General features: G+C 62.6%; 22 protein-coding genes and 1 tRNA gene. 12 read left to right on the forward strand and 11 right to left on the reverse strand.

The genetic code is table 11. The features are described from left to right. The first annotated feature begins 23 nt into the window (after positions 1–23). The 4 genes from ACO08C_RS07345 to udk are packed head-to-tail and all read left to right on the forward strand — an operon-like array spanning position 24 to position 4,127. Positions 24–758 carry a uroporphyrinogen-III synthase gene (locus tag ACO08C_RS07345; RefSeq protein WP_421784473.1) on the forward strand — a complete coding sequence of 245 codons (735 nt, stop codon included), beginning with the start codon at positions 24–26 and terminating at the stop codon, positions 756–758. Between the two features lie 56 nt (positions 759–814). Beyond that, positions 815–2,035 carry a COG4223 family protein gene (locus tag ACO08C_RS07350; protein WP_421784475.1) on the forward strand — a complete coding sequence of 407 codons (1,221 nt, stop codon included), beginning with the start codon at positions 815–817 and terminating at the stop codon, positions 2,033–2,035. Further along, the gene (locus tag ACO08C_RS07355) at positions 2,032–3,471 is read left to right on the forward strand and encodes a heme biosynthesis protein HemY (RefSeq protein ID WP_421784477.1); all 1,440 of its coding nucleotides are present in this window, start codon (positions 2,032–2,034) and stop codon (positions 3,469–3,471) included. Before ACO08C_RS07350 ends, ACO08C_RS07355 begins: the two co-directional genes overlap by 4 nt. Then, positions 3,468–4,127 carry a uridine kinase gene (gene udk, locus ACO08C_RS07360; protein ID WP_421784479.1) on the forward strand — a complete coding sequence of 220 codons (660 nt, stop codon included), beginning with the start codon at positions 3,468–3,470 and terminating at the stop codon, positions 4,125–4,127. Before ACO08C_RS07355 ends, udk begins: the two co-directional genes overlap by 4 nt. Here udk and ACO08C_RS07365 read toward each other — a convergent pair. Continuing rightward, the gene (locus ACO08C_RS07365; protein ID WP_421784481.1) at positions 4,108–4,767 is read right to left on the reverse strand and encodes a hypothetical protein; all 660 of its coding nucleotides are present in this window, start codon (positions 4,765–4,767) and stop codon (positions 4,108–4,110) included. The genes udk and ACO08C_RS07365 overlap by 20 nt on opposite strands. Positions 4,768–4,859: 92 nt before the next feature. On the opposite strand from ACO08C_RS07365, the gene ACO08C_RS07370 reads away from it, so the two are divergent. Next, a tRNA-Thr gene (locus ACO08C_RS07370) sits at positions 4,860–4,935 on the forward strand. Between the two features lie 331 nt (positions 4,936–5,266). Continuing rightward, entirely contained in the window at positions 5,267–6,793 is a 1,527-nt protein-coding gene (putP, locus tag ACO08C_RS07375) for a sodium/proline symporter PutP (protein WP_421784483.1), read from the forward strand. On the opposite strand, the gene ACO08C_RS07380 is transcribed toward putP, so the two are convergent. The 7 genes from ACO08C_RS07380 to ACO08C_RS07410 form a co-directional block, all read right to left on the reverse strand. After that, positions 6,790–7,722 (reverse strand): glutaminase, encoded by a 933-nt coding sequence (locus ACO08C_RS07380; RefSeq protein WP_421784485.1) that lies wholly within the window; start codon positions 7,720–7,722, stop codon positions 6,790–6,792. The genes putP and ACO08C_RS07380 overlap by 4 nt on opposite strands. 42 nt (positions 7,723–7,764) lie before the next feature. After that, a complete protein-coding gene (locus ACO08C_RS07385) occupies positions 7,765–8,448 on the reverse strand; it encodes a hypothetical protein (protein WP_421784487.1) in 684 nt (227 codons plus the stop codon). 68 nt (positions 8,449–8,516) lie between these two features. Then, on the reverse strand, positions 8,517–9,182 hold the full coding sequence (locus ACO08C_RS07390; protein ID WP_421784489.1) for a hypothetical protein: 666 nt from the start codon (positions 9,180–9,182) through the stop codon (positions 8,517–8,519). A gap of 106 nt (positions 9,183–9,288) precedes the next feature. Further along, a complete protein-coding gene (acs, locus tag ACO08C_RS07395; protein ID WP_421784491.1) occupies positions 9,289–11,256 on the reverse strand; it encodes an acetate--CoA ligase in 1,968 nt (655 codons plus the stop codon). A gap of 68 nt (positions 11,257–11,324) precedes the next feature. Beyond that, complete coding sequence (locus tag ACO08C_RS07400; RefSeq protein ID WP_421784493.1) at positions 11,325–13,256, reverse strand: sodium:solute symporter family protein; 1,932 nt, start codon at positions 13,254–13,256, stop codon at positions 11,325–11,327. Positions 13,257–13,264: 8 nt separating this feature from the next. Next, positions 13,265–13,555, reverse strand: a complete 291-nt coding sequence (locus tag ACO08C_RS07405; protein ID WP_421784495.1) for a DUF4212 domain-containing protein — start codon at positions 13,553–13,555, stop codon at positions 13,265–13,267. 135 nt (positions 13,556–13,690) lie between these two features. Continuing rightward, positions 13,691–13,993 carry a hypothetical protein gene (locus ACO08C_RS07410; RefSeq protein ID WP_421784496.1) on the reverse strand — a complete coding sequence of 101 codons (303 nt, stop codon included), beginning with the start codon at positions 13,991–13,993 and terminating at the stop codon, positions 13,691–13,693. Positions 13,994–14,148: 155 nt separating this feature from the next. Between ACO08C_RS07410 and ACO08C_RS07415 the strand changes: the two genes are divergently transcribed. Next, positions 14,149–15,450, forward strand: coding sequence for a PLP-dependent cysteine synthase family protein (locus tag ACO08C_RS07415; RefSeq protein ID WP_421784498.1), 1,302 nt, complete (start codon positions 14,149–14,151; stop codon positions 15,448–15,450). 20 nt (positions 15,451–15,470) lie between these two features. Next, on the forward strand, positions 15,471–16,640 hold the full coding sequence (locus tag ACO08C_RS07420; protein ID WP_421784500.1) for a cystathionine gamma-synthase: 1,170 nt from the start codon (positions 15,471–15,473) through the stop codon (positions 16,638–16,640). Here ACO08C_RS07420 and ACO08C_RS07425 read toward each other — a convergent pair. Both ACO08C_RS07425 and ACO08C_RS07430 read right to left on the reverse strand, forming a co-directional pair. After that, a complete protein-coding gene (locus tag ACO08C_RS07425) occupies positions 16,637–17,473 on the reverse strand; it encodes an SDR family NAD(P)-dependent oxidoreductase (protein ID WP_421784502.1) in 837 nt (278 codons plus the stop codon). The genes ACO08C_RS07420 and ACO08C_RS07425 overlap by 4 nt on opposite strands. Further along, a complete protein-coding gene (locus ACO08C_RS07430) occupies positions 17,470–18,960 on the reverse strand; it encodes a flavin-containing monooxygenase (protein WP_421784504.1) in 1,491 nt (496 codons plus the stop codon). The genes ACO08C_RS07425 and ACO08C_RS07430 overlap by 4 nt, the downstream gene beginning before the upstream one ends. 128 nt (positions 18,961–19,088) lie before the next feature. On the opposite strand from ACO08C_RS07430, the gene ACO08C_RS07435 reads away from it, so the two are divergent. Together ACO08C_RS07435 and ACO08C_RS07440 are read left to right on the forward strand one after the other, a co-directional pair. Continuing rightward, entirely contained in the window at positions 19,089–19,886 is a 798-nt protein-coding gene (locus tag ACO08C_RS07435; protein WP_421784506.1) for a DUF1295 domain-containing protein, read from the forward strand. 165 nt (positions 19,887–20,051) lie between these two features. Then, positions 20,052–20,918: an SDR family oxidoreductase gene (locus tag ACO08C_RS07440; protein ID WP_421784508.1), complete on the forward strand. Its 867-nt coding sequence runs from the start codon at positions 20,052–20,054 to the stop codon at positions 20,916–20,918. Here the strand turns inward: ACO08C_RS07440 and ACO08C_RS07445 are convergent. Beyond that, entirely contained in the window at positions 20,915–21,331 is a 417-nt protein-coding gene (locus ACO08C_RS07445; RefSeq protein WP_421784510.1) for a DUF1330 domain-containing protein, read from the reverse strand. The genes ACO08C_RS07440 and ACO08C_RS07445 overlap by 4 nt on opposite strands. 131 nt (positions 21,332–21,462) lie before the next feature. On the opposite strand from ACO08C_RS07445, the gene ACO08C_RS07450 reads away from it, so the two are divergent. After that, entirely contained in the window at positions 21,463–22,218 is a 756-nt protein-coding gene (locus ACO08C_RS07450) for a hypothetical protein (RefSeq protein ID WP_421784512.1), read from the forward strand. 106 nt (positions 22,219–22,324) lie between these two features. Beyond that, on the forward strand, positions 22,325–22,759 hold the full coding sequence (locus ACO08C_RS07455; protein ID WP_421784514.1) for a hotdog fold thioesterase: 435 nt from the start codon (positions 22,325–22,327) through the stop codon (positions 22,757–22,759). Positions 22,760–23,450 lie beyond the last annotated feature (691 nt).

Below are 23,450 nucleotides of genomic sequence, written 5' to 3' on the forward strand. Positions count from 1 at the left end.
CCGTCCTTGTCCCGCTTGCGGCCATGACCCGGTCTGACAAGGTTGCTGTGAAGGTGCTGGTCACGCGCTCGGAACCTGGCGCAACACAGACCGCATCCCGGCTGGAGAAGCGTGGCGCTGCGCCTATTGTGGCGCCACTTTTGTCGATCTCCTTTGTCGACGACATCGCCTTCGACGCGGAGAGAAGCCACGCACTATTATTCACGAGCCCCAACGCCGTCCGAGCCTGGCTGTCGGATCGCAGCGAAACAGATCTTCCGGCCTTCTGTGTGGGCGACACCACCGCGCGTGAAGCCGAGGCGGCCGGCTTCACCCGGGTCCGCTCAGCAGGCGGCGATGTTGGCGACCTCGTCGCGCTATGCGAACAGCGCCTGGTGCCGGGACGGCATCGGCTGCTCTATTTGCGCGGTGAACATGTCAGTACAGATCTTGCCAGTATCCTCAACACGCGCGGCTTCACCATCGACGAGGCTGTGGTCTATAGCGCGACCGCCGCGACCGTCTTGCCGCCTGCAGCGGCGACAGCGATCCGCCGACGCGAGCTGGCTGTGGCGCTGTTTCACTCGCAACGGGCGGCGATTGCCTTCACGGCGCTGGTGGAAGAGGCCGATCTGACAGATTATTTGAATACGGTGATCGCGGTGGCGATCAGCGAGGCCGCTGCGACAGGGCTTGTAGCGGCGGATTGGGCAGCGGTGAAAGTCGCCGAGGCGCCGACTGAGGCCGACATGTTGAACCGCATCGGATTTGCCCCCTAGGCAGGTCATTCGCGGCATGGTTTCGTTAAGGCGAATCAGCCACCAGCTGGATGATCATGACGGAGTCGAACACACCCGAACCGGTCGATGCGGAATTCGAACCGGCAGATGACGCGCCGAAAGCGGATACGCCGCAGCGCGGCAGCGCGCTCGGTCATGTCGTGACCTTCTTCATCGCGGCGCTGGCTGGCGGGGCGCTGGGCGGGGCGGGCGCCTGGTGGCTCGACCGGGCGACGGAGGAAGGCGCCGATGCCATCACGGCGCTGGAGGCCCGGCTGACCGCACTGGAAAACACGGATGTCCCCGGCCCGTTCAATCCGAGCGGGCTCGAGGCGCGGATCGCTGCCTTGGAGGCCGTCGCCGCCACAGATACCACGGCGCTGGAATCCCGTATCGCCACACTCGAGACTGCCGCACCCGATACGGACACGCTGGCGGCAATATCCGCGCGGCTGGACGCGGTCGAAGCGCTGGCCAATCAGGCGCTGGATGGGCTCGGCGCCATGGTCGGCGGGATCGATCCGCAATTGGTGACCGATCTGGGCGAGCGGGTGTCGGCGTTGGAAGCCGCCGGTCTTGGCGCGTCCGACAATCTTGATCTTGCACCCATCGAAGCCCGTTTGGCGGCCCTGGAAGGCGTTCCGCTTCCCGAAGCCTTTGATGCCAGCGAACTGGAAACGCGATTGACGGCCTTGGAAGACACCGGACAGCCCGATATCGAAGGTTTATCCCGACGCCTATCGGCGGTTGAAGACGAGATCGCAGCGCTGGAGGCCAGCAGCGATGACGGTGGCCGGAGGCTCGCCGCGCGCGCGCTAGCGCTGATGGCGCTCACGGAACAAGCCCGCACTGACCAGCCTTTCGAAGCGGAACGCGCGGCGTTGGCTCGGATTTGGCCGGAAAGGCCCGAGCTCCGCCTACTTGCCATGCATTCCCTTTCTGGCGTTCCGGATGGCACTTTGCTGGCCGACAGTTTTCCCCGAGAGGCGCTCGAAGCGGCCGTCGGCACGCATCGTATCTTTTTTGGCCTGATTGAAGTGCGCCCGAGTCGCGGCAGCGAGACGGGCCCGCTGGCGCGCATCCAATTGATTGAGGAGCAGTTGGCTGATGGTGATCTGACTGGCGCAGTCCTGATGACCACTGAGCTGGACGATGAACCGCGGATGGCCGCGCAGGCCTGGCTCAACCAGGCCCAGAGCCGAATCGAGCTTAATGCGATTCTGAACCAGTTGCGCACCGCCCTGATTGCCGATGCCGGAGGCGCAGACCCGTCATGATCCGGCTGATCCTCGTTGTCATCGTCATCATCCTGGCTTGTGCGCTCAGTGTTTTCCTGACGCTCAATCCCGGCTCAGTGACATTTGATTTCCTGGGCCTGAGCGGACGCATGCCGTTTGCCTTGGCGCTCGGCCTGTTCCTGATTGCGACCTTCGTCATCTTGGTCGCCTGGCGGCTGATCCTCGGCCTGTGGACGGCGCCCGACAGTTTCCGGAAATTCCAGCTGCGGCGGCGCAAGGAGAAGGGGTTCGATGCACTGGAGAACGCGCTGATTGCAGCCGCTGCAGGCGAGGGCGAAGTCGCTGTGCGGCAAGCTGCCCGGGCCGATGCGCTGCTCGACCGGCCGGCGCTGTCGCGGCTGCTTGCGGCACGCGCGGCCGAGGCCGCCGGCAATCTCCCGGGGGCCGAAGCGCATTACGAGGCGATGCTGGATGATCCAAAGTCCAGGCTAGTGGCCCAGCGGGGATTAGCCCAGATCGCCCAGGGACGCGGCGCACATGCCGAGGCTGCGCGACATGCCAAGGCGGCCTTCGAAACGTCGAAATCAGCGAGCTGGGCGTTCGATTCCCTGTTCGATGCGCAAGTCGCGCAAGGCGATTGGACGGCTGCAACCGAGACCCTACTGGAGGGCGAGAAGCGGCGGCGAATTCCGCAAGACCGCGCCCGGCGTCGCCGCGCCGTTCTGCTCACCGCGCAGTCGCTGGAATGTGAGACGTCCGACCCGGATGCAGCGCGGAGTTTGGCGGAAAAGGCGGTCGCGGCAGCACCGGGCTTTGCTCCTGCCGTGGTACTGGCGGCGCGGCTTTTAGCTCCCGTGCGCAAGCACAAGAAGGCGGAAGACATGATCAAGACCGCCTGGTCGAGCGAGCCCCACCCCGCGCTGGCACGTGCGCTCGGCGATTTGCGCAAATCCGATACCAAGGCGAAGCGCGCCGAGCGGTTACGCCAACTGGCGACGGCCCGGCCCGAACATCGCGAATCCAAGCTGTTGCTGGCGGAGGCCGCATTGGATGAGGGCCAGACCACAGCAGCGAAGTCTGTGCTTGAGCCGGTGCTGAATCTCGGCACGCCCTCCGCTCGCCTGTGTGCGCTAGCAGCCCGAATGGCGCGGCAGGAGGGCGATGACCCAGCCGCGCGGCGGTGGATGACCCGCGCGTCGCACGCGCCGGGCGAAGCCGATTGGTCGGATATCGATGGCGAAGGCCGGCCCTTTGCCTATTCGCCGGACGACTGGAAACGCATGGTCTATGCCTATGGCGATGAAGGCCGATTGACCCATCCAAGATATGAGCGCTTCGAGATTGCGGCCGGTGCAGTGCCCGAGAATGCGTTGCTGGAAGCGCCGAAAGCGGCGCGCAGGACCGGCGCCCAACCGGCATATTTCGATGCTCCCCGTCCGCCGGATGATCCCGGCGTCGACGAGGAGGAGACATGACCCCGATAATTGTGGCGGTGACCGGAGGATCGGCCTCCGGAAAATCAACCTATGCCGACGCGCTGCGACGTCTGCTGGACCCGCTTGAGGTTCGGTTGATCGCAGAGGACGAGTATTACGGCGATCATGCCGATGAGCCCGGCTTCGACCCCCTGCGTTTCAATTTTGATGACGTCACCGCCCACGACCATGCGCTGCTTAGCGACCATATCCAAAGATTGAAGGCTGGCGAGACGGTCGAGGCGCCGCATTATGATTTCGTCACCCATCGCCGGCTGGAACAGACGCGGACGGTGAAACCGGCCGATGTCATCATTGTCGAAGGCATTCACGTGCTGGCCGATCCGGCTTTGCGTGATTTGTATGATCTTTCCATATATGTCGACGCGCCCGCCGATATCCGCTTGGCACGCCGGCTGCTGCGCGATGTGCGCGAGCGGGGGCGGAGCGTTGAATCAGTGGTGACGCAATATCTGCGGACGGTGCGACCGATGCATCTGGCACATACCGCGCCGGGAATCGAAACGGCCGATCTGGTCGTCGTCAACGATGCCGCTGCGGCCAGCCCCGAGCTGGAGGCCCTTTCGCCCTCGTTCGACAAGCTCGCCGCGCCCGCAGCGGTACGGATCAAGGCGCTTATGGAGGCGCGCGACTAGGCCGTTTCGGCGGCTCCGTAATGGCGTCGGGCTGCACCGCATTCCAATAGGCTTCCCGCCGGGATTGGCTGTTGATCCAAACTTCTTGATCGGCCTCGGCTCGCAAGATCCCCGCCTTTTCGGCGAATGGCGAGACATGCCACATGGTCTCATCCTGCCGGACAGGCTGGGGATTCGGGCTTTCGCGCTCTGGGCCAATCCAGGCAGAATCCACCTGGAAGAGGGGCGTTCTCTGTAGCGCCAGCTGCCAATGACGCGCCGGGCCGGCGACCGGTTCGTGCGGCAGGAGCATGCCCCACTGAATGAGACTGACCGAGACCATGGCCCCGATCAGGAGGAACTGGAATAGGCGCGTCGCGGCGGCCACCCGTCCCGGCTTTGGCCGGACGATGTCGGCCAGGAACAAAGCTGCGAGCGCTGCGAGCATGACCGTTATTGTGCCGAGCAGGCTGCCACTGGTGCCGCGATTGGCCAGAAACCAGTCATAGTACGCCCGATCTTCCATCGTGATCGCCGAGAAAGTCTGGAGGATCGCGAATAGCGCCGCTACGAGGACGATGCTCGTTGTCAGATCTGGCGCGTAGGCGACGCTCGGCCGAGCCGCCCGGGCCTGTTTAACGCGACTTGCGATTCGTCTCATGCCGCAACCTTAGCACGACGCATCGTCAAGCACATTTGGGATATTGCGGATTGCGGGAAGTGCGGTTAGGTTCCGCCGCCTTCAAGCCCGGCGCCGCTTTAGCTCAGCTGGTAGAGCAACGCATTCGTAATGCGTAGGTCGCGTGTTCGAGTCACGCAAGCGGCACCATCCTTCGCTCGCTCCGCGAGCTTCGGCTGGGCAAGCCAAATCGTCGAATTCGAGTGAAGGATGTCCCGCCGTAGCCTTGGCGAAGGCGGACTAAGTCCAATCCTTCCTCGCCTCCGCTCGGTCGATCGCCACGCGCCGAACGATATCGACAAAAGCAGATGCTGGATTGCGGCCGATTCCATCCCCGCCTTGACGTGAACCGCGCTAGATGTTCCACACAGGCGCACACACCCCAGTCCTATGCCTCGTGCTTGGCAAGTTGCCCGGTGAACGACGCGCGCGCTGCAATCCATCGCAGCGCCGGACAAGCGAAGAAGCGGAAATCAGATCCATGGAATTCGGAACCGGCGTTTCGTTGGCCGCATATTTCGTTCTCATGATCGGCATCGGTCTTTACGGATTCAAGGAATCGACCAGTGACAGCTCGGGCTATCTGCTCGGCGGGCGCAAGCTCGGACCGGCGGTCACATCCCTGTCCGCCGGCGCATCCGACATGTCTGGTTGGATGCTGCTCGGACTGCCCGGCGCGATGTTTGCCTCCGGATTGCCGGCGGCGTGGATCGCCATCGGGCTGCTGATGGGCGCGCTGGCCAATTACCTGATCGTGGCGCCGCGGCTGCGCGTCTATACGGAGACCGCAGATGACGCGATTACGATTCCCGACTATTTCGAGAAGCGTTTCGAGGACAGGTCCCGCCTGTTGCGGGTGATTTCGTCTTTGGTGATCATCCTGTTCTTCACGCTGTATACGTCTTCCGGCGTGGTTGCCGGCGGCAAGCTGTTCGATTCGGCCTTTGGCCTGCCGTATGAGCTCGGCCTGTTCGTGACCGCCGGAGTGGTCGTCGTCTATACATTGCTCGGTGGATTCATGGCCGTCTCCATGACGGATTTCGCGCAGGGCTGCATTATGTTCGTGGCGCTGGTCATGGTGCCGCTTGTCGCGCTGACGGGCATTGGCGGTTTCGACGGGCTGAACACCACGATCCGCGAGATCGACCCCTCCCTGCTGAATATTTTCGGCGGTGTGGGCCTGATCGGCATTATTTCCGCAATGAGTTGGGGTCTGGGCTATTTCGGCCAGCCGCACATCATCGTCCGCTTCATGGCGATCCGCTCGGTGAAGGATATTCCCACAGCGCGGAATATCGGCATGAGCTGGATGCTGGTGACGATCGTCGGCGCCATGGCGACCGGCCTCATCGGACTAGCGTGGGTTACTCAGAACGGTATTCCGCAGGATTATCTGGTGGGCGGCCAATTCGACGGCGAAACGATCTTCATCGTGCTGTCGCAAATCCTGTTCAACCCGTTTATCGGCGGCTTCCTGCTGGCAGCGATTTTGGCGGCCATCATGTCGACAATCTCCTCGCAGCTGCTGGTCTCGTCGAGTTCGCTGACCGAGGATTTCTACAAGATTTTCCTGCGCCGCGGCGCCAGTCAGAAAGAACTCGTCCTCATTGGCCGTGTCGCCGTTGTCGTCGTAGCGCTGGTAGCGATTGCGCTGGCCTGGAATCCGGACAGCAATGTGCTGACCTTGGTCTCCAATGCCTGGGCCGGTTTCGGGGCCGCTTTCGGACCGATCGTCATCCTGTCGCTGTTCTGGAAGAAGATGACTCGGTGGGGCGCCCTCGCCGGCATGGTCATAGGTGCCGCCACGGTTCTGATCTGGACCTATGTGCCAGTTCTGCCGACCGAGGCGGGCTTGTTGCCGCTCGGCAGCTGGCTCTATTCGATCGTGCCGGGCTTTCTCTTCTGCTTTGTGGCGATCATCGTCGTCAGCCTGATCTCACCGGGGCCGAAGCCATCGGTCGAGGCCACGCATGAAGAGGTAGAAGCCGAAATGGGCGGTGCTTCCTAGAAGATCGACAGCCGGGTCTTGCGCGCGAAGAGTTCCAGCGCCCGCGTGCCGGCCAGCGAATTGCCCAGCTCGTCGAGCTCTGGCGACCAGACACAGATCGCATATTTGCCCGGAATAACGGCGGCGATGCCACCGCCGACGCCGGACTTCGCCGGAATGCCAACCCGGAAGGCAAAATTGCCAACGCCGTCATACAAACCGCAGGTCAGCAAAAGCGAATTAATGCGCTTGGCGCGTAGTGGCGTCATCAGCTTTTCGCCGGTGCGTGGTTGGCGACCGCCCGCTGCGAGCGGCAGGAAGGCGCGGGCGACATCGCGGCAGCTCATCGCAATGGCGCATTGCCGGTAATAAACCGACAAAACGTCCTCGACCTTTGCGTTGAGATTGCCCTGGGCTTTCAGCAGGTGCGCAATGGCCGCGTTGCGATGGCCATGCTCAGCCTCCGAGCGCGCGACTTCCTCGTCGATATAGATGTCCTGTCGCGCGGCATACCGGCGGACCGAACCGAGCAGCGCCAGAACCGGGCTGACAGTGCGGGCCGTGATCGCGTCGGTGACCACGAGCGCGCCGGCATTGATGAAGGGATTGCGAGGCAAACCCTGCTCGGATTCGAGCTGGACCAGGGAGTTGAAAGCATTCCCGGACGGCTCGCGGCCGACCCGCTTCCACAAAGCGGCGGATCCCACCATTTTGAGTGCCAATTCCAGCGTGAAGACCTTGGAGATGCTTTGGATCGAGAAACAGCTGTCGGCATCGCCGGTGACGAATTCCGTGCCATCGACCGCGCAAACCGCCATGCCGAACCGGTCCCGCGGGACACGGGCGAGGGCAGGGATGTAATCGGCCACCTTGCCGCGGCCTATGGACTTGCGGGCTTCGGTCTCGATGTTCTCGAGCAGCGGCGTGAGATCGTTGGCGTTATTGCTCATCCCGGCAAAGGTAGAGAGAGGTTCAGCTTTGTGAACCTGCGATCAGAGGATTGATCTCACCTCGGCAATGCGAGCGTTAATATCCGCAACCGGTGCCGGGGTTGATTCTGGCAACGGCCCGCCTTCCGGCCAAAGCGCAATTAACCCATCCAGCGCGTCGATGAGATCGGGATTGTCCAGCCCTCGGGCATATTGGCGCGCCACAACGGAGAAGCCGTAAGCGTCCTGGTATTCACCGGGGTCTGTCACAATGCCATCGGTGACGCCGATCGCATATTCTTCTGCGGTGACGTCCATCAAATAGGCGATTATAGCGCGGGCGTCGCCACCGGCATTGTCCTGGAGCAATGCCAGATCGGCTTCAGCCGCGGCGAGCATTGGCTCAATCTCGTTGGCCGGACGGCCGGCGCCGAGTGCGGCGGAGACCTCTTCGAACACGCCAGCCTCGAAGCCCAGCGCGTCTATGCCCTCGCGCTCGGCCGCATGGGTTTCCGATACGGGATGTAAGAGATGCGGGGCGGCCTGTTCCGGCGCGCCAGCGCGATACAGTGCCAATCCCGCTTCGACATGCCCTGACATAAAGGCAACACGGAATTCGACCGGCAGGGTTTCCATGTCGCCGTATACTGCGACCGTTTCGCTCGCAGCGTCATCGCCAGCGCTGCACGCCGCCAGCGCGCTAGCCGCGACGACGATCAGGATCCCCGGTTTTACGATTGCCACCATGTTTGTCTCCCACGCAAACTCCGGAGACTACGCGATCGCAAATGGCTCGCAAGTCATACGGTAACGCTCTAGTCCGACGCCAAGCCGAGCATCAGATAGAAGGCCACCGGGGCCGCGATCATCGCCGGAATGACCAGCACCACAAAACCAAACTGCCAGACCAGCAATGCCGTCGCCATGGCTAATGTTGCCAGCGCGAAAGGCGCCGCCCGGTGCGGATCGCGCCCGAATTCGCGCAGCAGGCTGCCGAGCACGGGTACCGCCAAAACGATGCGGCCGAGAATTCGTACGCTCGCGAGACCGAAAGCGACCGATCGGCGATGAAAGTCGAGCGGTCCGATAAAGCCGTCCGCCTTGGCCAGGCCGATGGCGAGCACAGCCCCGCAGGCCACCGTCAGGCCGATGGCGGGCCAGGGCTTGCCGATCTGGTGAAGAAGGATGGCAGCGCTAGCCGTCAGCAAGAGTGTGGCCGGCATCATGGCGTGTTGGACCCAGCGGGCGGGCGCCCAGCGCGGCCGGGTGGTTCCAGCATAGCCCTCGATCGAGTTGGCGATGAAGGCCAGCCCCGCGATGTAGTGATAAAGTACAAGCGGGATCGACATGGCGATCAGCGAGGCGATCAGCGGCGCGTCCGAAATGCCCGGCTTGGGTCCAGGGAAGGCCATCCAAAGTCCGGCCCAGATAAAAAGCGGTGACAACATGAAGACGCCGATGGCGTAGGGCAAAAAGCGCATGAACCAAACCCTCCTCTCGATCGCTCCGCGATATGGGGATGTTGGCTGCCAAAGCCAGAGGCCATGCCTGCGGCCCGGGCGCACATAATTTGAGTGGGGATATTCGTTAAACGGCGGGACGGTTGGCAACGAGGTCGTCGACGACGGCAGGTTCGGCGAGCGTCGACGTGTCGCCCAGCGAGCCGAGCTCGTTTTCGGCGATCTTGCGCAATATCCGGCGCATGATCTTGCCGGAGCGGGTCTTGGGCAAACCCGGCGCGAACTGGATCACATCCGGCGTGGCGACGGGTCCGATCTCCTTGCGGACATGGGCTTTGAGCTCGGTTTCCATATCGGCGGTCGGCTCGGTGCCGGCATTGAGCGTGACGAAGCAGTAGACGCCTTGGCCCTTTATGTCGTGCGGATAGCCGACCACGGCGGCTTCCGCGACGTCGGGATGGGCGACCAACGCACTTTCGATCTCGGCGGTGCCCAAGCGGTGGCCGGAGACGTTGAGCACGTCATCGACCCGGCCGGTGATCCACCAGTAATGGTCGGCATCGCGGCGCGCGCCATCGCCGGTGAAATAGAGGTCGCGATAGGTGGTGAAGTAAGTTTCGGCGAAGCGCTTGTGATCACCATAGACGGTGCGCATCTGACCGGGCCAGGAGCGCTTGAGGACGAGATTCCCGGCCAGTTCGCCCTCACCTTCAATGAAATTGCCCTCGTGGTCGACCAGCGCCGGCTCGATCCCGTACATTGGCTTGGCGGCGGCGCCTGGCTTGAGATCGTGCGCACCGGGCAGCGCTGAAATCATGCAGCCGCCGGTCTCGGTCTGCCACCAGGTGTCAACGATCGGACAGCGGCTTCCCCCGACAACACGGTGATACCAGGCCCAGGCCTCAGGATTGATCGGCTCGCCGACGGAGCCGAGCAGACGCAGGCTGGAAAGATCATGTCCTTCCACCAGCGCGTCGCCTTCGCGCATCAGGGCGCGCAGCGCGGTCGGGGCGGTATAAAGCACGTTGACCTTGTGCTTGGCGCAAACCCGCCAGAACCGGTCGGCGGCCGGCCAGGTCGGAATCCCTTCGAAAACCAAGGTAGTAACGCCGTTTACCAGCGGGCCATAGGTCAGATATGTGTGACCGGTGACCCAGCCGATATCGGCGGTGCACCAGAAGATTTCACCGCGCTGGACCTCGAAGACCGTATCGAAGGTGAGGGCGGCCCAGAGGAGATAACCGCCGGTGGTGTGCAGGACGCCCTTGGGTTTTCCGGTGGAGCCCGAAGTATATAGAATAAAAAGAGGATCTTCCGCGTTCATCGGTTCCGGCGCGCATTTGGCATCGACCTCGAGCGCCAGTTCATGATGCCAGAAATCGCGATTTTCGACCCAATTGACCTTGGCGCCGGTGTAGCGGACGCAAAGGACCGCCTTGACATTGCCAGCAATTTCAATGGCCTTGTCGACATTCTCTTTCAGGGGGACCGGCTTGTTGCCGCGCACGCCCTGATCTGCCGTGACGATGAATTCGCTTTCGCAATCCTTGATCCGCCCGGCCAGCGCTTCAGGGGAAAACCCTCCAAAAACAACGGAGTGGACGGCCCCGATCCGCGTACAGGCGAGCATCGCATAAATCGCTTCGGGGATCATCGGCATGTAGAGCGTGACCCGGTCGCCCTTCGCTACACCGAGCTTTTTGAGCTCGTTGGCCATGCGGCAAACATGATTGTGAAGCTGCCTATACGTGATCGCAGAGTGAACTCCAGGATTATCTCCCTCCCAGATCAAGGCGACATCATTACACCGCTCTTCGAGATGCCGGTCGATGCAATTGTAAGAGACGTTCAGAACGCCGTCGGCGAACCATTCGATCGACAGATCGTCCGGGTCCCAGCTGACGTTCGAGATCTCGGTCGGCGTCTTGATCCAGTCGAGGCGCCGTACCTCCTCGGTCCAGAAAGCATCGGGCTCCTCGATCGAGCGGCGGTAGCGCTCTTCGTATTGCGCCCGGCTCGTCCGGCTGTACGGCTCGTATTCCTCAGGAACGGGAACCCGCTCCGGCGCGGTTCCGATCTTAGAGTCCTGCGGCATGGCCCTCTCCTTCAGCGCGCGGCGGATGCTTGCGCAGTGAAGGCCAAGTCCCTGAAGGCATCAAGGCGCTAATCTGCAGAGGAAGGCGGGTGACCGACATGGGCGCGGGCTGACGGAATGCGGATGTCCTCGACCATGTCGCGGATCGCGGCCGGCGGTGCCGGCGTTAGAAGCGCCACGCCGATCGAGGCGCCGAAGGCGATGATCATGCCGATCGTCCCGAATCCTTCCGGCGAGATGCCAAGGAACCAGTCGGCTTCGGCGCCCATGGGTAAGCCCGGCACGATGCCGGTAAAGGCGGTGACCGCAAGTGCGGCTGTCGCCGCGGCAGACAGGAGCATCCAGGGCATTCGTCCCTTCGCATGGGTGCCGAAATGCAGGATCAGAAGGGCCAAAGTCGCCAGGACCCCACAAGCTCCGAGAACGGCGGGCGAGAAGCCGATCTTGAAATGGACGATATAGGCGGCGGTGACGACGAGGCCGGTCGTCATGCCGGCAATCGCGCCCTGTTTGTTCATCCGGGTCCAGAAAATGCCCAGCAATATCGCCGGGAAGAAGCTGGCGGCTGCCAGGCCGAACGCGAAGGCGACAACGGCGGCAACAAAGCCCGGCGGGTTGATGCCGGCATAGATCGCCACGAGCACGGCGGCGACAGCGGCGAGCCGGGCGGTCAACAATTCCTGGGTGTCGCTCATGCCGGTGAACAGAACCTTGCGGCAAAGATCGTGCGAGACCGCCGAGGAAATGACCATCAACAGGCCCGCCGCGGTCGACAGCGCCGCCGCCAGCCCGCCGGCGACGACCAGCCCGATAACCCAGGGCGGCAGGCCGCCGATCTCCGGGTTGGCGAGCACGAAAATGTCGCGGTCGAGGCGGGTAACCTCATTGGTTTCGGGATCGGCACGGTACTGGATGCGTCCGTCGCCATTGCGGTCCTCGGCATCCAACAGGCCGACATCGCGCCAATTGTAGAACCATTCCGGCGTGTCGCCCTCGCCCAGCGTCGAGCGATCAATCGTGCCGGCGGCGGCTTCCTCCGACCAGGCGCTTTCATTGACCGTGTCGATAAAATTGGCGCGGGCGAAGACCGCCACGGCCGGTGCCGTGGTGTACAGGATGGCGATGAAGACCAGCGCCCAGCCGGCGGATTTGCGGGCATCCGAGGCCTTTGGGACCGTGAAGAATCGGATGATGACATGCGGCAGGCCGGCGGTGCCGACCATCAGGGCGAACGTAATCGCGAACACGTCGATCTTCGGCTTGCTGCCTTCGGTATAGGCATTGAAGCCAAGATCGGTGAGCGTGCGGTCGAGGTTCTGGAGGAGTGGCGTGCCGTCCTGCGCATTGCCGATGAAACCGAGCTGCGGAATCGGCGTGCCGGTGATCTGCAGCGACAGGAAAATGGCCGGCACCATGAAAGCGAAGATCAAGACGCAATACTGGGCGACCTGGGTGTAGGTGATGCCCTTCATGCCGCCGAGGGCGGCGTAGAAAAGCACGATGATGGCACCGACGATGACGCCGGCCTCGATCGGCACGTGCAGGAAGTTGGAAAAGGCAATGCCAACGCCGCGCATCTGGCCGGCAATGTAGGTGAAAGAGATGAAGAGTGCGCAGATCACGGCGACGATGCGGGCTGCCTGCGAGTAATAGCGGTCACCGACAAAGTCCGGCACGGTGAACTTGCCGAATTTGCGCAAGTATGGCGCCAGCAGGAGGGCGAGCAGAACGTAGCCGCCGGTCCAGCCCATCAGATAGACCGAGCCGTCATAGCCGGAGAAGGCAATGATGCCGGCCATCGACAAAAAGGAGGCGGCGCTCATCCAGTCGGCGGCCGTGGCCATGCCGTTGAACACAGGCGGCACATCGTGACCGGCCACATAGAAATCATTGGTCGAAGCGGCCCGGGCCCAGATCGCGATGGCGATGTAGAGGCCAAAAGAGGCGATGACGAAGAGACCGGTCCAGAACAGGGTGGGCTCAAGGCCGAGAAGGGTCATGGCGCGCCCTAACCCTGGTCGTCATCAATGTCGTATTTCCGCTCGATTCGGTGCATCAGCGCGGAATAGACAAAGATCAGGATAACGAAGACATAGATCGCGCCCTGCTGGGCGAACCAGAAGCCAAGCGGCGCGCCGCCGATCGAGAAATTGTCCAGCCAGTCGCGGAACAGGATGCCGGCCCCGAAGGACACCGCCGCCCAGATGGCGAGCAACACTGCCATCAGCCGCAGATTGTCCCGCCAATACGCCTTGTAGGCGGCCTCCGAGATATCGTGATCGGGTCGCGATTCGGACATGTCGGCCATTCCTCCCCAGCTGAGCCGGAGCCGACTTTATCGCAGCCATTCCCGACGGCCACCCTTGAATAAACGGACGGAAGAAGCGGGCCGGCAGAGCGCGGCCGGCCCGCCGATCGGGAAGGAATCAGGCGGCTACCAGCGCCGGTCGCGACGATCCTCACGACGATCGCGAACGTCCTCCTGCGTATCGCGCACATCTTCACGGGCGTCGTAGACGTCCTCGATGATGTCGCCGATGCCGGTAAAGCGCTTGGCGTCGCGAACATCCTCGCGGGCGTCCCGCACGTCTTCCCTGCGGTCACGCACATCCTCGTGGCGATCGCGAACGTCTTCCAGCCGGTCGGCCCGCTGACCATGACCGGGATGGGCAAGGGCGGGCGCCGACAGGCCGCTACACAGAATGGCAGCGGCCATCAGGGTGTTTACAGTCCTCATAACGGACCTCCAGACTTCATCCCTCGCCGGAAGAACGCCCGGCGCCGTGAATTCCGTCGCTGCGGCTGATCGCCGACGGAGCGCCCTTGTGGACTTTCGGCACGGCCCCAAATAGGAGGTGGTCGAGATATCCGCCGGCCCGCTGGGAGCGCCAGATGAAATTCCACGCAAACATTCTCGATGCCATCGGTAATACGCCGCTGGTCAAGCTCAACAAGATCGTGCCGGAAGGCGCCGCGACAATCCTGGCGAAATGCGAGTTCCTGAATCCGACGGGTTCGATCAAGGACCGGATGGGCCCCTACATTATCGAGCGGGCGGAAGCCGAAGGGCTCTTGAAGCCGGGCGGCACGATTGTCGAAAACACGTCGGGAAATACCGGCCAGTCGCTGGCCATGGCCGCGGCCGTGAAGGGCTATCGATGCGTCTTCACGCTGCCCGACAAGATGAGCCAGGAAAAGATCGACATGATGCGCGCCTATGGCGCCGAAGTGGTGATCACGCCGACCGACGTGCCGGGCGACAGCCCCGACCATTATGTCAACACCGCCAAGCGTATCGCCGAGGAGACGCCGGGCGCCTTCTATGTCGACCAGTATCACTCGCAGTGGAATATCGAGGGCCATTACCACAATACGGGCCGCGAGATTTTCGAGCAGACCGATGGCGGAAAATTCGACGTCTTCATGGGCGGAACCGGCACGGGCGGAACGGTGTCCGGCGTCGGCCGCTACATGAAAGAGCATGCGCCCAACGTGCGGATCATCGGCGTCGATCCGCTGGGTTCGGTCCACTACAATTTGTTCAAGACCGGCCGGCTGCCAGCGGCCTATGTCTATTCGGTCGAGGGGATCGGCGAGGATATCGAATGCCGCGCCATGGATTTCTCCGTTGTCGACGACATGGTGCAGATCGACGATTGGGAGAGCTTCCATGTCGGCCGCGCGTTGGTCCGCGAGGAAGGCCTGTTCTGCGGCGGGTCGTCCGGCTCGATCGTGGCCGCGGCGATCGAAGTCGCCAAGAAGCTTGGACCCGACAAGACGATTGTGGTGACACTCTGCGACAGCGGGACGCGCTATATCTCCAAATACCTGTCCGACCAGTGGATGGAGAAAAACGGCTTCTTCAGCGAGCATAATTTGCTGGGGCCGGTCGCCGATCTGGTCGCCCGGCGCTCGTCGCTGACCGCCGAGGCCAAGGCCGACGCCGCCGACATCCAGAAGATGATGGATGAGGGCGATCTCGATTATCTGCCGCTGCACGAAGGCGACGACTTTACCGGGATCGCGACCCGCGATGGCCGGCGGCTGTCGATCGGCGGCATCCTCTTCGCCGAAGCCCGGATCGAGGAAATACCGCACATTCTCAAGCGCGGCGATACGGCGCTGGTGATGACGCGCGACGGTGTCGTCGGCGTGGTCACGCAAAAGGAATATGCCGCCCGCGTTGGCGGTTAACACGAGGAAGGACGCGCGAGATGAGCGGCGAGAACCAGAAGTTTGCCACGCGGTGCATTCATGCCGGCCAGTCGCCGGATCCGACGACCGGCGCGATCATGACGCCGATCTACCAGACCTCGACCTATGTGCAGACCAGCCCGGGCGAGTTCATCGAGAATTATGACTATTCCCGCTCGGCGAATCCGACGCGGACTGCGCTCGAAGCGAATATCGCCAGCCTCGAAGGCGGCCGGCACGGAATCGCCTTCTCCTCTGGCGTGGCGTCGCTGGCGGCCTGCATTCATCTTCTGAAATCCGGCGATCACGTCCTTTTATGCGACGATGTCTATGGCGGCACGTTCCGCATGTTCAACAATGTCTTCGCGCAGCTCGGGATCGAATTTTCGCGCGTCGACATGACCGACTTTGACGCCACCCACGCGGCGATGACCGAAAAGACCAAGCTGGTCTGGCTGGAAACGCCGACGAATCCGACGCTGAAAGTGGTCGATATAGAAGCCGTCGCGCAGATCGCGCATGAGGGCGGCGCACTGTGCGTGGCCGACAATACCTTCGCCTCGCCCTATCTGCAGAACCCTTTGGCGCTGGGCGCGGACATCGTTTCGCACTCCTGCACCAAGTATCTCGGCGGCCATTCCGATCTGGTCGGCGGCATCCTGGTGACGGCGGACGACGAGCTCGCCGACAAGCTGCATTACATCCAGAATGCGGTCGGCGCTGTGCCGGCGCCGATGGATTGCTTCCTGCTGCTGCGGTCGACAAAGACGCTACATGTGCGCATGGAGCGGCATTGCGAGAACGCCGGGCGGATCGCCGACTGGCTGGTCGGCCGCAAGGGTATTTCCGACGTCATTTACCCGGGGCTGAAGAGCCATCCGCAGCACGCGATCGCCGCCAAGCAGATGCGCGGCTTTGGCGGCATGATCACGGTTACGCTGGAGGGCGGACTGCCGGCCTCGCGGAAATTCCTGGAATCACTGCAGATCTTCTCGCTCGCGGAAAGCCTGGGCGGGGTGGAATCGCTGGTCGAACACCCGGCGATCATGACCCACGCTTCGGTCGATGCCGACAAGCGGGCTGCGCTGGGCATTGATGACGGGCTGGTGCGCCTGTCCTGCGGGATCGAGGATGGCGACGATCTGATCGCCGATCTCGAACAGGCGCTGGATGCTGCGAATTCGGTCTAGCTGGCGTCAGGCGCGCTCATCATGAGACGTTTGCGGATCAGATCCCAATATCGGGTCGGCAGGATCCGTTCCATCCACATCAGGGTGTGAGCGTCCCGACCCACAAAGATGCGGGGCTTGCGGCGCTCGATACCGCGCAGGATAATTCCGGCGGCTTTGGGCGGCGGCATGACCAGCGACTGGTCCGCCGCCTTTTGGCCGATGGCATATTCCTCGTCACTGACCCCCACGCCGCGCTCCGCCGTCTTGGCGATATTGGTCGCGACGCCGCCCGGATGCACGGTGGACACGCCTATCGGCGTTCCGTGCAGCTCGTGGCGCAAGGCCATGGTAAAGCCGCGGACGCCGAACTTGGCGGCCGAGTAGGCGGTCTGGCCGGCCGGCGCGATAACACCGAAGATCGAGGAGATATTGGTGATATGGCCTTGGCCGGTTTCACGCATCAGCGGCAGGAAGGCGCGCGTTGTTCGGATGACTCCTTGCAAGTTGATGTCGATGACGCGGTCGAATTGTTCCGCGGTGACCTGATCGAACATGCCGCCCAGCGCCACACCGGCATTGTTGAACAGAAGATGCGCTTCGCCATGCGTCTGGCGGACCTCGGCAGCGAAGGCCTCGATGGCCGCCGGATCGGAAACATCGACGATGTGGGTGGTGACGCGGCGGTCATTCGAGCGCAAACCCGCTGCGGTCTCTTCAAGACCCTCGGCATTGATGTCGGCGAGGGCAAGATGGCAGCCGCGATCGGCAAGCTTTTGGGCCAAGGCGCGGCCGATTCCGCTGGCACCCCCGGTAACGATGGCGGTCTTGCCGGCAAAAGCCAGGCGGCTCATTCGGCCGCCTCAAGAACCGGCGTGTCCCGCTTCGCGGCAGCTGCCTTGCGGAATTGCATGGCGCCGTCATCGATCCGCCCGAAGCGGATGGCCAGCATATCGGCCATGTAATTCATGTGGACCTGCCAAGGCGTTTTCGGTCCCTGTTTGGGCAAACGATCGCGGGCGCGCTGGAAATAGCCCGAATCGAGCAGTTTCAGCGGCTCGCGCGGCATGGCAGGGTCCGGCACCGGAACCGCATAATCCGCCCCGGTCTTGTCGAGATAGTTCAGCGTCCGGAAAACCCGTTCGCAGGTCAGATCGATCTTCAGTGTCCAGGAGGCGTTCGTGTAACCGAAGGCCATCGCCATGTTGGGCACATCGCTGACCATCATGCCGCGATAGACGACGTGATCAGGCGGATTGACGGTATGGCCGTCGACATTGAGCAGGATGCCGCCCATCAGTTGGAGGTTCAGCCCGGTGGCCGGGATGATCAGATCGGCTTCCAGAAATTCACCTGATTTCAGCTGGATGCCGGTTTCGGTGATGCGCTCGATATGATCGGTGACGATTGAGGCGCGGCCTTCGCGGAGCGGGGTGAAGAAGTCACCGTCGGGCGCCGCGCAAAAGCGCTGGTCCCAGGGCTTGTAGCTGGGCGAGAAGTGTTTCCCGACATCAATGTCCGGACCCAGCGCCTTCTGGGCTTCTTTCAGCACCGCCTTTTTCACGAAGTCCGGGAAACGCTGCGCCATCTGAAAGATCAGCATGGTCTGGAGAATATTCTTGTAGCGGGTGATGCCATAAGCCATTCGCGCCGGCAGCACTTTGCGCAGAAAGTTCGCGGTGCGATCCACGGTCGGTCGCGCGGCGATATAGGTCGGCGAGCGCTGCAGCATGGTGATGTGAGCCGCGGTATCGGCCATGGCCGGCAACAGGGTCACCGCCGTGGCGCCGGAGCCGATAATCACCACTTTCTTGCCGGCATAATCGTAATCTTCCCGCCATTTCTGGGGATGAATAAAGTCACCCCGGAAATCCTCGACGCCCGGAAACTCCGGCAGATAGCCAGCGTCATAGCTGTAATAACCGGAGGCGAGGAAGAGGAAGCGCGCGGTATGCTGTTCGACGCCGTCGGGTCCGTTGACCTTGACGGTCCAGCGCGCGGTGTCCGAGTCCCAGCGGGCCGAGGTCGCTTTCCGCTGGAAACGGATATGCTCCATCATCCCGTCCTCGCGGGCGGTTTCGGACACATAGTTGCGGATCGCCGGCCCGTCGGCGAAGACCTTGCCATCGACCCAGGGCTTGAAGGCGTAGCCGAAGGTGTACATGTCGCTGTCCGAGCGGATGCCCGGATAGCGGAAGAGGTCCCAGGTGCCGCCGATCTGTTCGCGCGCCTCAAGGATGCGGTAGGTCTTTCCCGGGCAGCGCTCGATGAGATGGTGGGCCATGCCGATCCCGGACACGCCCGCCCCGATGATCAGGACATCGACTTCGGTTTCCGCCATCCCATTCCTCCCCAAGGCCGAATGCGGGTGAACGCTGTTCACTATGCCAGCGGCGGCGCGCGCGTCAAACCGGAGCGGCATGACGGATCGGCAAATCACGCTAGATTGCACGATCAGGGGAGGACGCAATGGACAATATGACAATGCATCTGCTGGCCGGGATCAATCTCGGCCTTGCCGTGGTGCTGTTTCTGGCGCTGTGGCTGGTTGCGCTGCGGATCCGGGATGCCAGCTTTGTCGACGCCTTCTGGGCGCTCGGCATGGTGGTGATCGCCATTGCCAGCCTGTGGCTGCATGCCGGCGATCTGGAGCGCCAGCTGGTGGTGACCGGGCTGTGCGTGATCTGGGGGCTGCGGCTGGGGCTGCATCTGTTCGGCCGCTGGCAGCGCGAGGGCGAGGACCGGCGCTATGCCAGCCTGTTCCAGCGGGCGCAGAACCGCGGGCTGGGATTCGCGGCGGCGAGCCTTGTCCTGGTCTTCCTGCCGCAATCCGTCCTGATGTGGATGGTCAGCCTGCCGGTGCAGCTGGGCCAGTTCGGCGAGGGTTTCGGCCTACTGGGCATGGCGGGAATCGGGCTCGCGATCTTCGGGATCGCCTTCGAGAGTATCGGCGATTATCAGCTCGAACGCTTCCGGAAGGACCCGGCCAATGCCGGTAAGGTGATGGATCGCGGGCTGTGGCGCTATACGCGCCATCCCAATTATTTCGGCGATTTCTGTACCTGGTGGGGATTGTTCCTGATTGCCGCCGAAGCCCCTTGGGGCTGGCTGGCTTTGCCGGGCCCGCTGTTCCTGAGCTGGACGCTGATCAAATGGAGCGGCGCGCCGCTGCTGGAGCGCGGCATGGCCGAGCGCCGGCCCGGCTATGCCGACTATGTCCGGCGGACCAGCGGATTCTTTCCCTGGTTTCCGCATAATCCCCGCTGAACTCGGCCGCTCCATCGGCATTGTCGCCGTCAGGGCTTCGGCGGCCACACCGTCGCGACTTCGGGAATTTCCGGTTCGATTGTTCCATCTCTCAGGCGAGTGCCTACATAGGGCGGGCTGTGCCGCGCTATGGTGTGGCGGCGCAGACCTATTGGGGAGATCTCCATGAAGATCCTGCTCACTGGCGCCAGCTCCGGCTTTGGGCGCCTCTTTACCCAAAGCCTGATTGCCGATGGACATGAAGTCGCTGCGTCGATGCGGGGCGCATCGGGCAAAAACAAACCGGCGGCCGAAGATCTGGAAAAACTGGGCGCGACGATTGCCGAGATCGATGTGACGGACGATGACAGCGTGACGTCGGGAACGCAGGCGGCGATTGAGGCGCTAGGCGGGCTCGACGTCCTCATCAACAATGCGGGCGTTGGCGTGAATGGTGTCACGGAAGCCTTTACGGCGGATGACCTCCATCGGCTTTTTGATGTCAATGTCTACGGCGTCCAGCGAATGAACCGCGCCGTGCTGCCGACCTTCCGGTCGCAGGGGTCGGGCCTGCTGGTTCACATCTCCAGCCTGCTCGGACGCATCACGCTGCCCTACTACGGTCCCTACAATGCAAGCAAGTGGGCTCTGGAAGCGCTCGCCGAAAATTACCGCACCGAGTTGTCCGGGTTCGGAATCGAGTCGGTCCTGATCGAGCCGGGTGGTTTTCCGACGGAATTCGGCGCCAACTTGTTGAGCCCGTCCGACGCTGACCGCGAACGCCAGTATGGCGGCTTTGCCGAAGCCAAAACGGCCGCCGGCGAAAGGTTCGCGGAATTGTTGGCCGCCAATCCGCAACAGGACCCGCAGATTGTTGCCGATGCCGTACGCGATCTGATCGCCATGCCGCGCGGCAAACGGCCTTTCAGGACGCCTGTCGACAAGATCGGAATGGGCGATCCGGTAGTCGGCTACAATGATTACGCCGCCAAGATCACCAAGGGAATTTACGGCAATATGGGCCTTGGCGATCTGCTCAAGCTCGCTGACTAGCCGAAGCGGTTTTCGCCTGTCGATGGCGCGTGACGGATCAGGCGGCTGTCGCTGACCGCGGCCCGGCGATGCGGTACCGCATCGGCCTGATAGAGTGGATCGGTCACCATTTCGAGAAAAGCGGCGGCTGCCGGATAGTGGGCGACAAAGGCGATGTCCCAGAGCTCGTCGGCCGGTCCAATCAGCACCAGCCGCGGTTCGCCGCGCCAGACAATTCTTCCACCCACACGCTGGAAAATCGGCGCGCTGCGGCGGCCATATTCGGCATAGGCTTCAGCACCGGTGGCAGCACGGCCGTCGGGATAATCCGCCTTGTCGCGCAGGCGGATGAGATTAAGCATCTCGACCGGCTCGTCGCGTGGCAGCGACTTGAAGGTGTCAAAGGCGGAGCGTTCGGGGTCGATATAGGTCATATCGGTACAAGTCCTGATCCAAAAAGCGCAACGATGCTAACCGGTTCGCCTAACACGCGAACAAATATTTCTCGCAATTGAAGGTGACCTCTCCCGGCTTTCCTGTTAACTTATGCGTAAGGGGAGAGTTGATGAAGCGGACGATCGAGATCATCTGTGCTGGCAGCGTCGCGCTTGGCGGGCTGACCATTGGCATGGTCGGACCGGCCGGTTCCGAGGCGCCCGATTGGGATCCACAGTCCGCTGTGCTGGCCTCCTTTAGGACCGATCCCGTACCGCAGGTTTCGGCCGCGACGGCGCGTACCGCCACGGCTGTGATGAGCGTGCGCGAAAACTATCGCGATGATTTCTCCAGCTCGCGGACGCGGTTCGTGCTGGCCGACCCGCCCGGTCCCGGCGAGCTGGTGATCGAGGGAGAGACCTCTGTCGAAGAGGCCTTCCAGCGCAATTCCTTTACCGAGGACGATGTGATCCGGCCGACGACAACGGTGCGCGTGGCCGCACCGGTCGCGAACACGGCCGGCGATACGGTAGTGACACCCTATGCCGGTGTCGCGCTGACACCGGAAGGCACGGAGGCGCGCGTGGGTGCGCGGTTGCGGATCGGCGATGGGCGCGGGTCGAAATCGCGCTGGTATCTGTTCGCTGCAGCCGAACGCCAGGCGCTGTTCTATGACACCCAGGAATTCCGCCGTCCGATGCGGGCGATCGACATCACCCCCTACACGGTGATCGGCGATATCCAGGCCGGTGTCGCCTACCGCATGAATGACAGCACGGACCTAGCGCTGGCTTATGTACATCGCGACTGGGCCTATCGCTATGGCGTCGATGAGTGGGAAGAAACCGAAGGCTTTGCCGCCTTCTCGGTCGTCTCGCGCTGGTAGCGTCCAACCGCTCGCCGTTTCCGAATAGACCTCATTCTGCATTGCGGACCTGATCCGCCGTGGCGGCATGCTTATATTTGCCCCAATAGATGCAGGAGGCGAGCCAATGGCGGCGATCTGGCATGGCGGGGCGTTTCCGCTGGAGAAAGTACAATTCAGCGACCGCAAGACCATGGCGGATGCCATCGGCATCGAAATCATCGAAGCCGGCGATGACTGGGTGCGTGGCCGCATGCCGGTCGATCACCGCACGCACCAGCCTTTCGGCCTGTTGCACGGCGGTGCTTCCGTGGCACTGGCTGAAACGCTGGCCTCGGTCGGCGCTTATTGCACCGTCGATCCCGCAACCCATGCCGCGGTCGGCATGGAGATCAATGCCAACCATTTGCGCCCGGTTTCCGACGGTTTCGTCTATGGCGAGGCGAAAAATGAGTCGATGGGCCGGACGACGCAGGTCTGGACGATCCGCATCACCAATGAGAAGGGCAAGCTGGTCTGCCTGTCGCGCTGCACGATGGCGATCATCAAGACCGGCGGGTGAGGCGGCGTCGCGAAGAAGCTGAACGAGTATGTCATCCCGGTCAGGCAGAGCCTGATCCGGGACCCGTGCCGGGCCTTCAACGTTACGGAGTGGATCCCGGGTTCTCGCTAACGCTCACCCCGGGATGACGGGGGAATTGTTCCAATAGTCGGCCCCTTCCCCTTCCCTTGATGGGGAGAGAAGGCCGCGAAACCAAAAACGCACCTCATGGTGAGGCGCTGGCCGCTTGCCCCCGCGAAAGCGGGGTCAGACCAGCCCCGAACCATGCAAAGCGGGTGGTCTCTCGTCTTTCGAGGGCGGCGCCGCCGCCACCTCAAGATGAGGTGAGAGGGTGGCAATGGAGTGGTCACGCCCAGCAAAAGGAGGAGGGCAAGCTGGTCTGCCTGTCGCGCTGCACGATGGCGATCATCTAGCATGGCGGGTGAGGAAGGTTCTCGGGTCAAGCCGGAGGATGACGGGTGTGTTGATTTGAGCGGCGCGTTTTTCCCCTCCCCTTGATGGGGAGGGTCGACGATCCGTCAGGATCGGCGGGGTGGGGTGATTGCTGTATCGCCGTGCTGAAAAACCCCCACCCCTACCCCTCCCCACAAGGGGGAGGGTAAAGAAGTCCTTTTCTCAAAATCCCCGCCTCCCTCCGGCTTGCCTGCACTCACGAAAGTGGGTGACCGGAGGGTCTCAATGCAAAGTGCCG

Source organism: Hyphobacterium sp. (genome assembly GCF_965229905.1).
In the GTDB taxonomy this organism is placed as follows: domain Bacteria; phylum Pseudomonadota; class Alphaproteobacteria; order Caulobacterales; family Maricaulaceae; genus Hyphobacterium.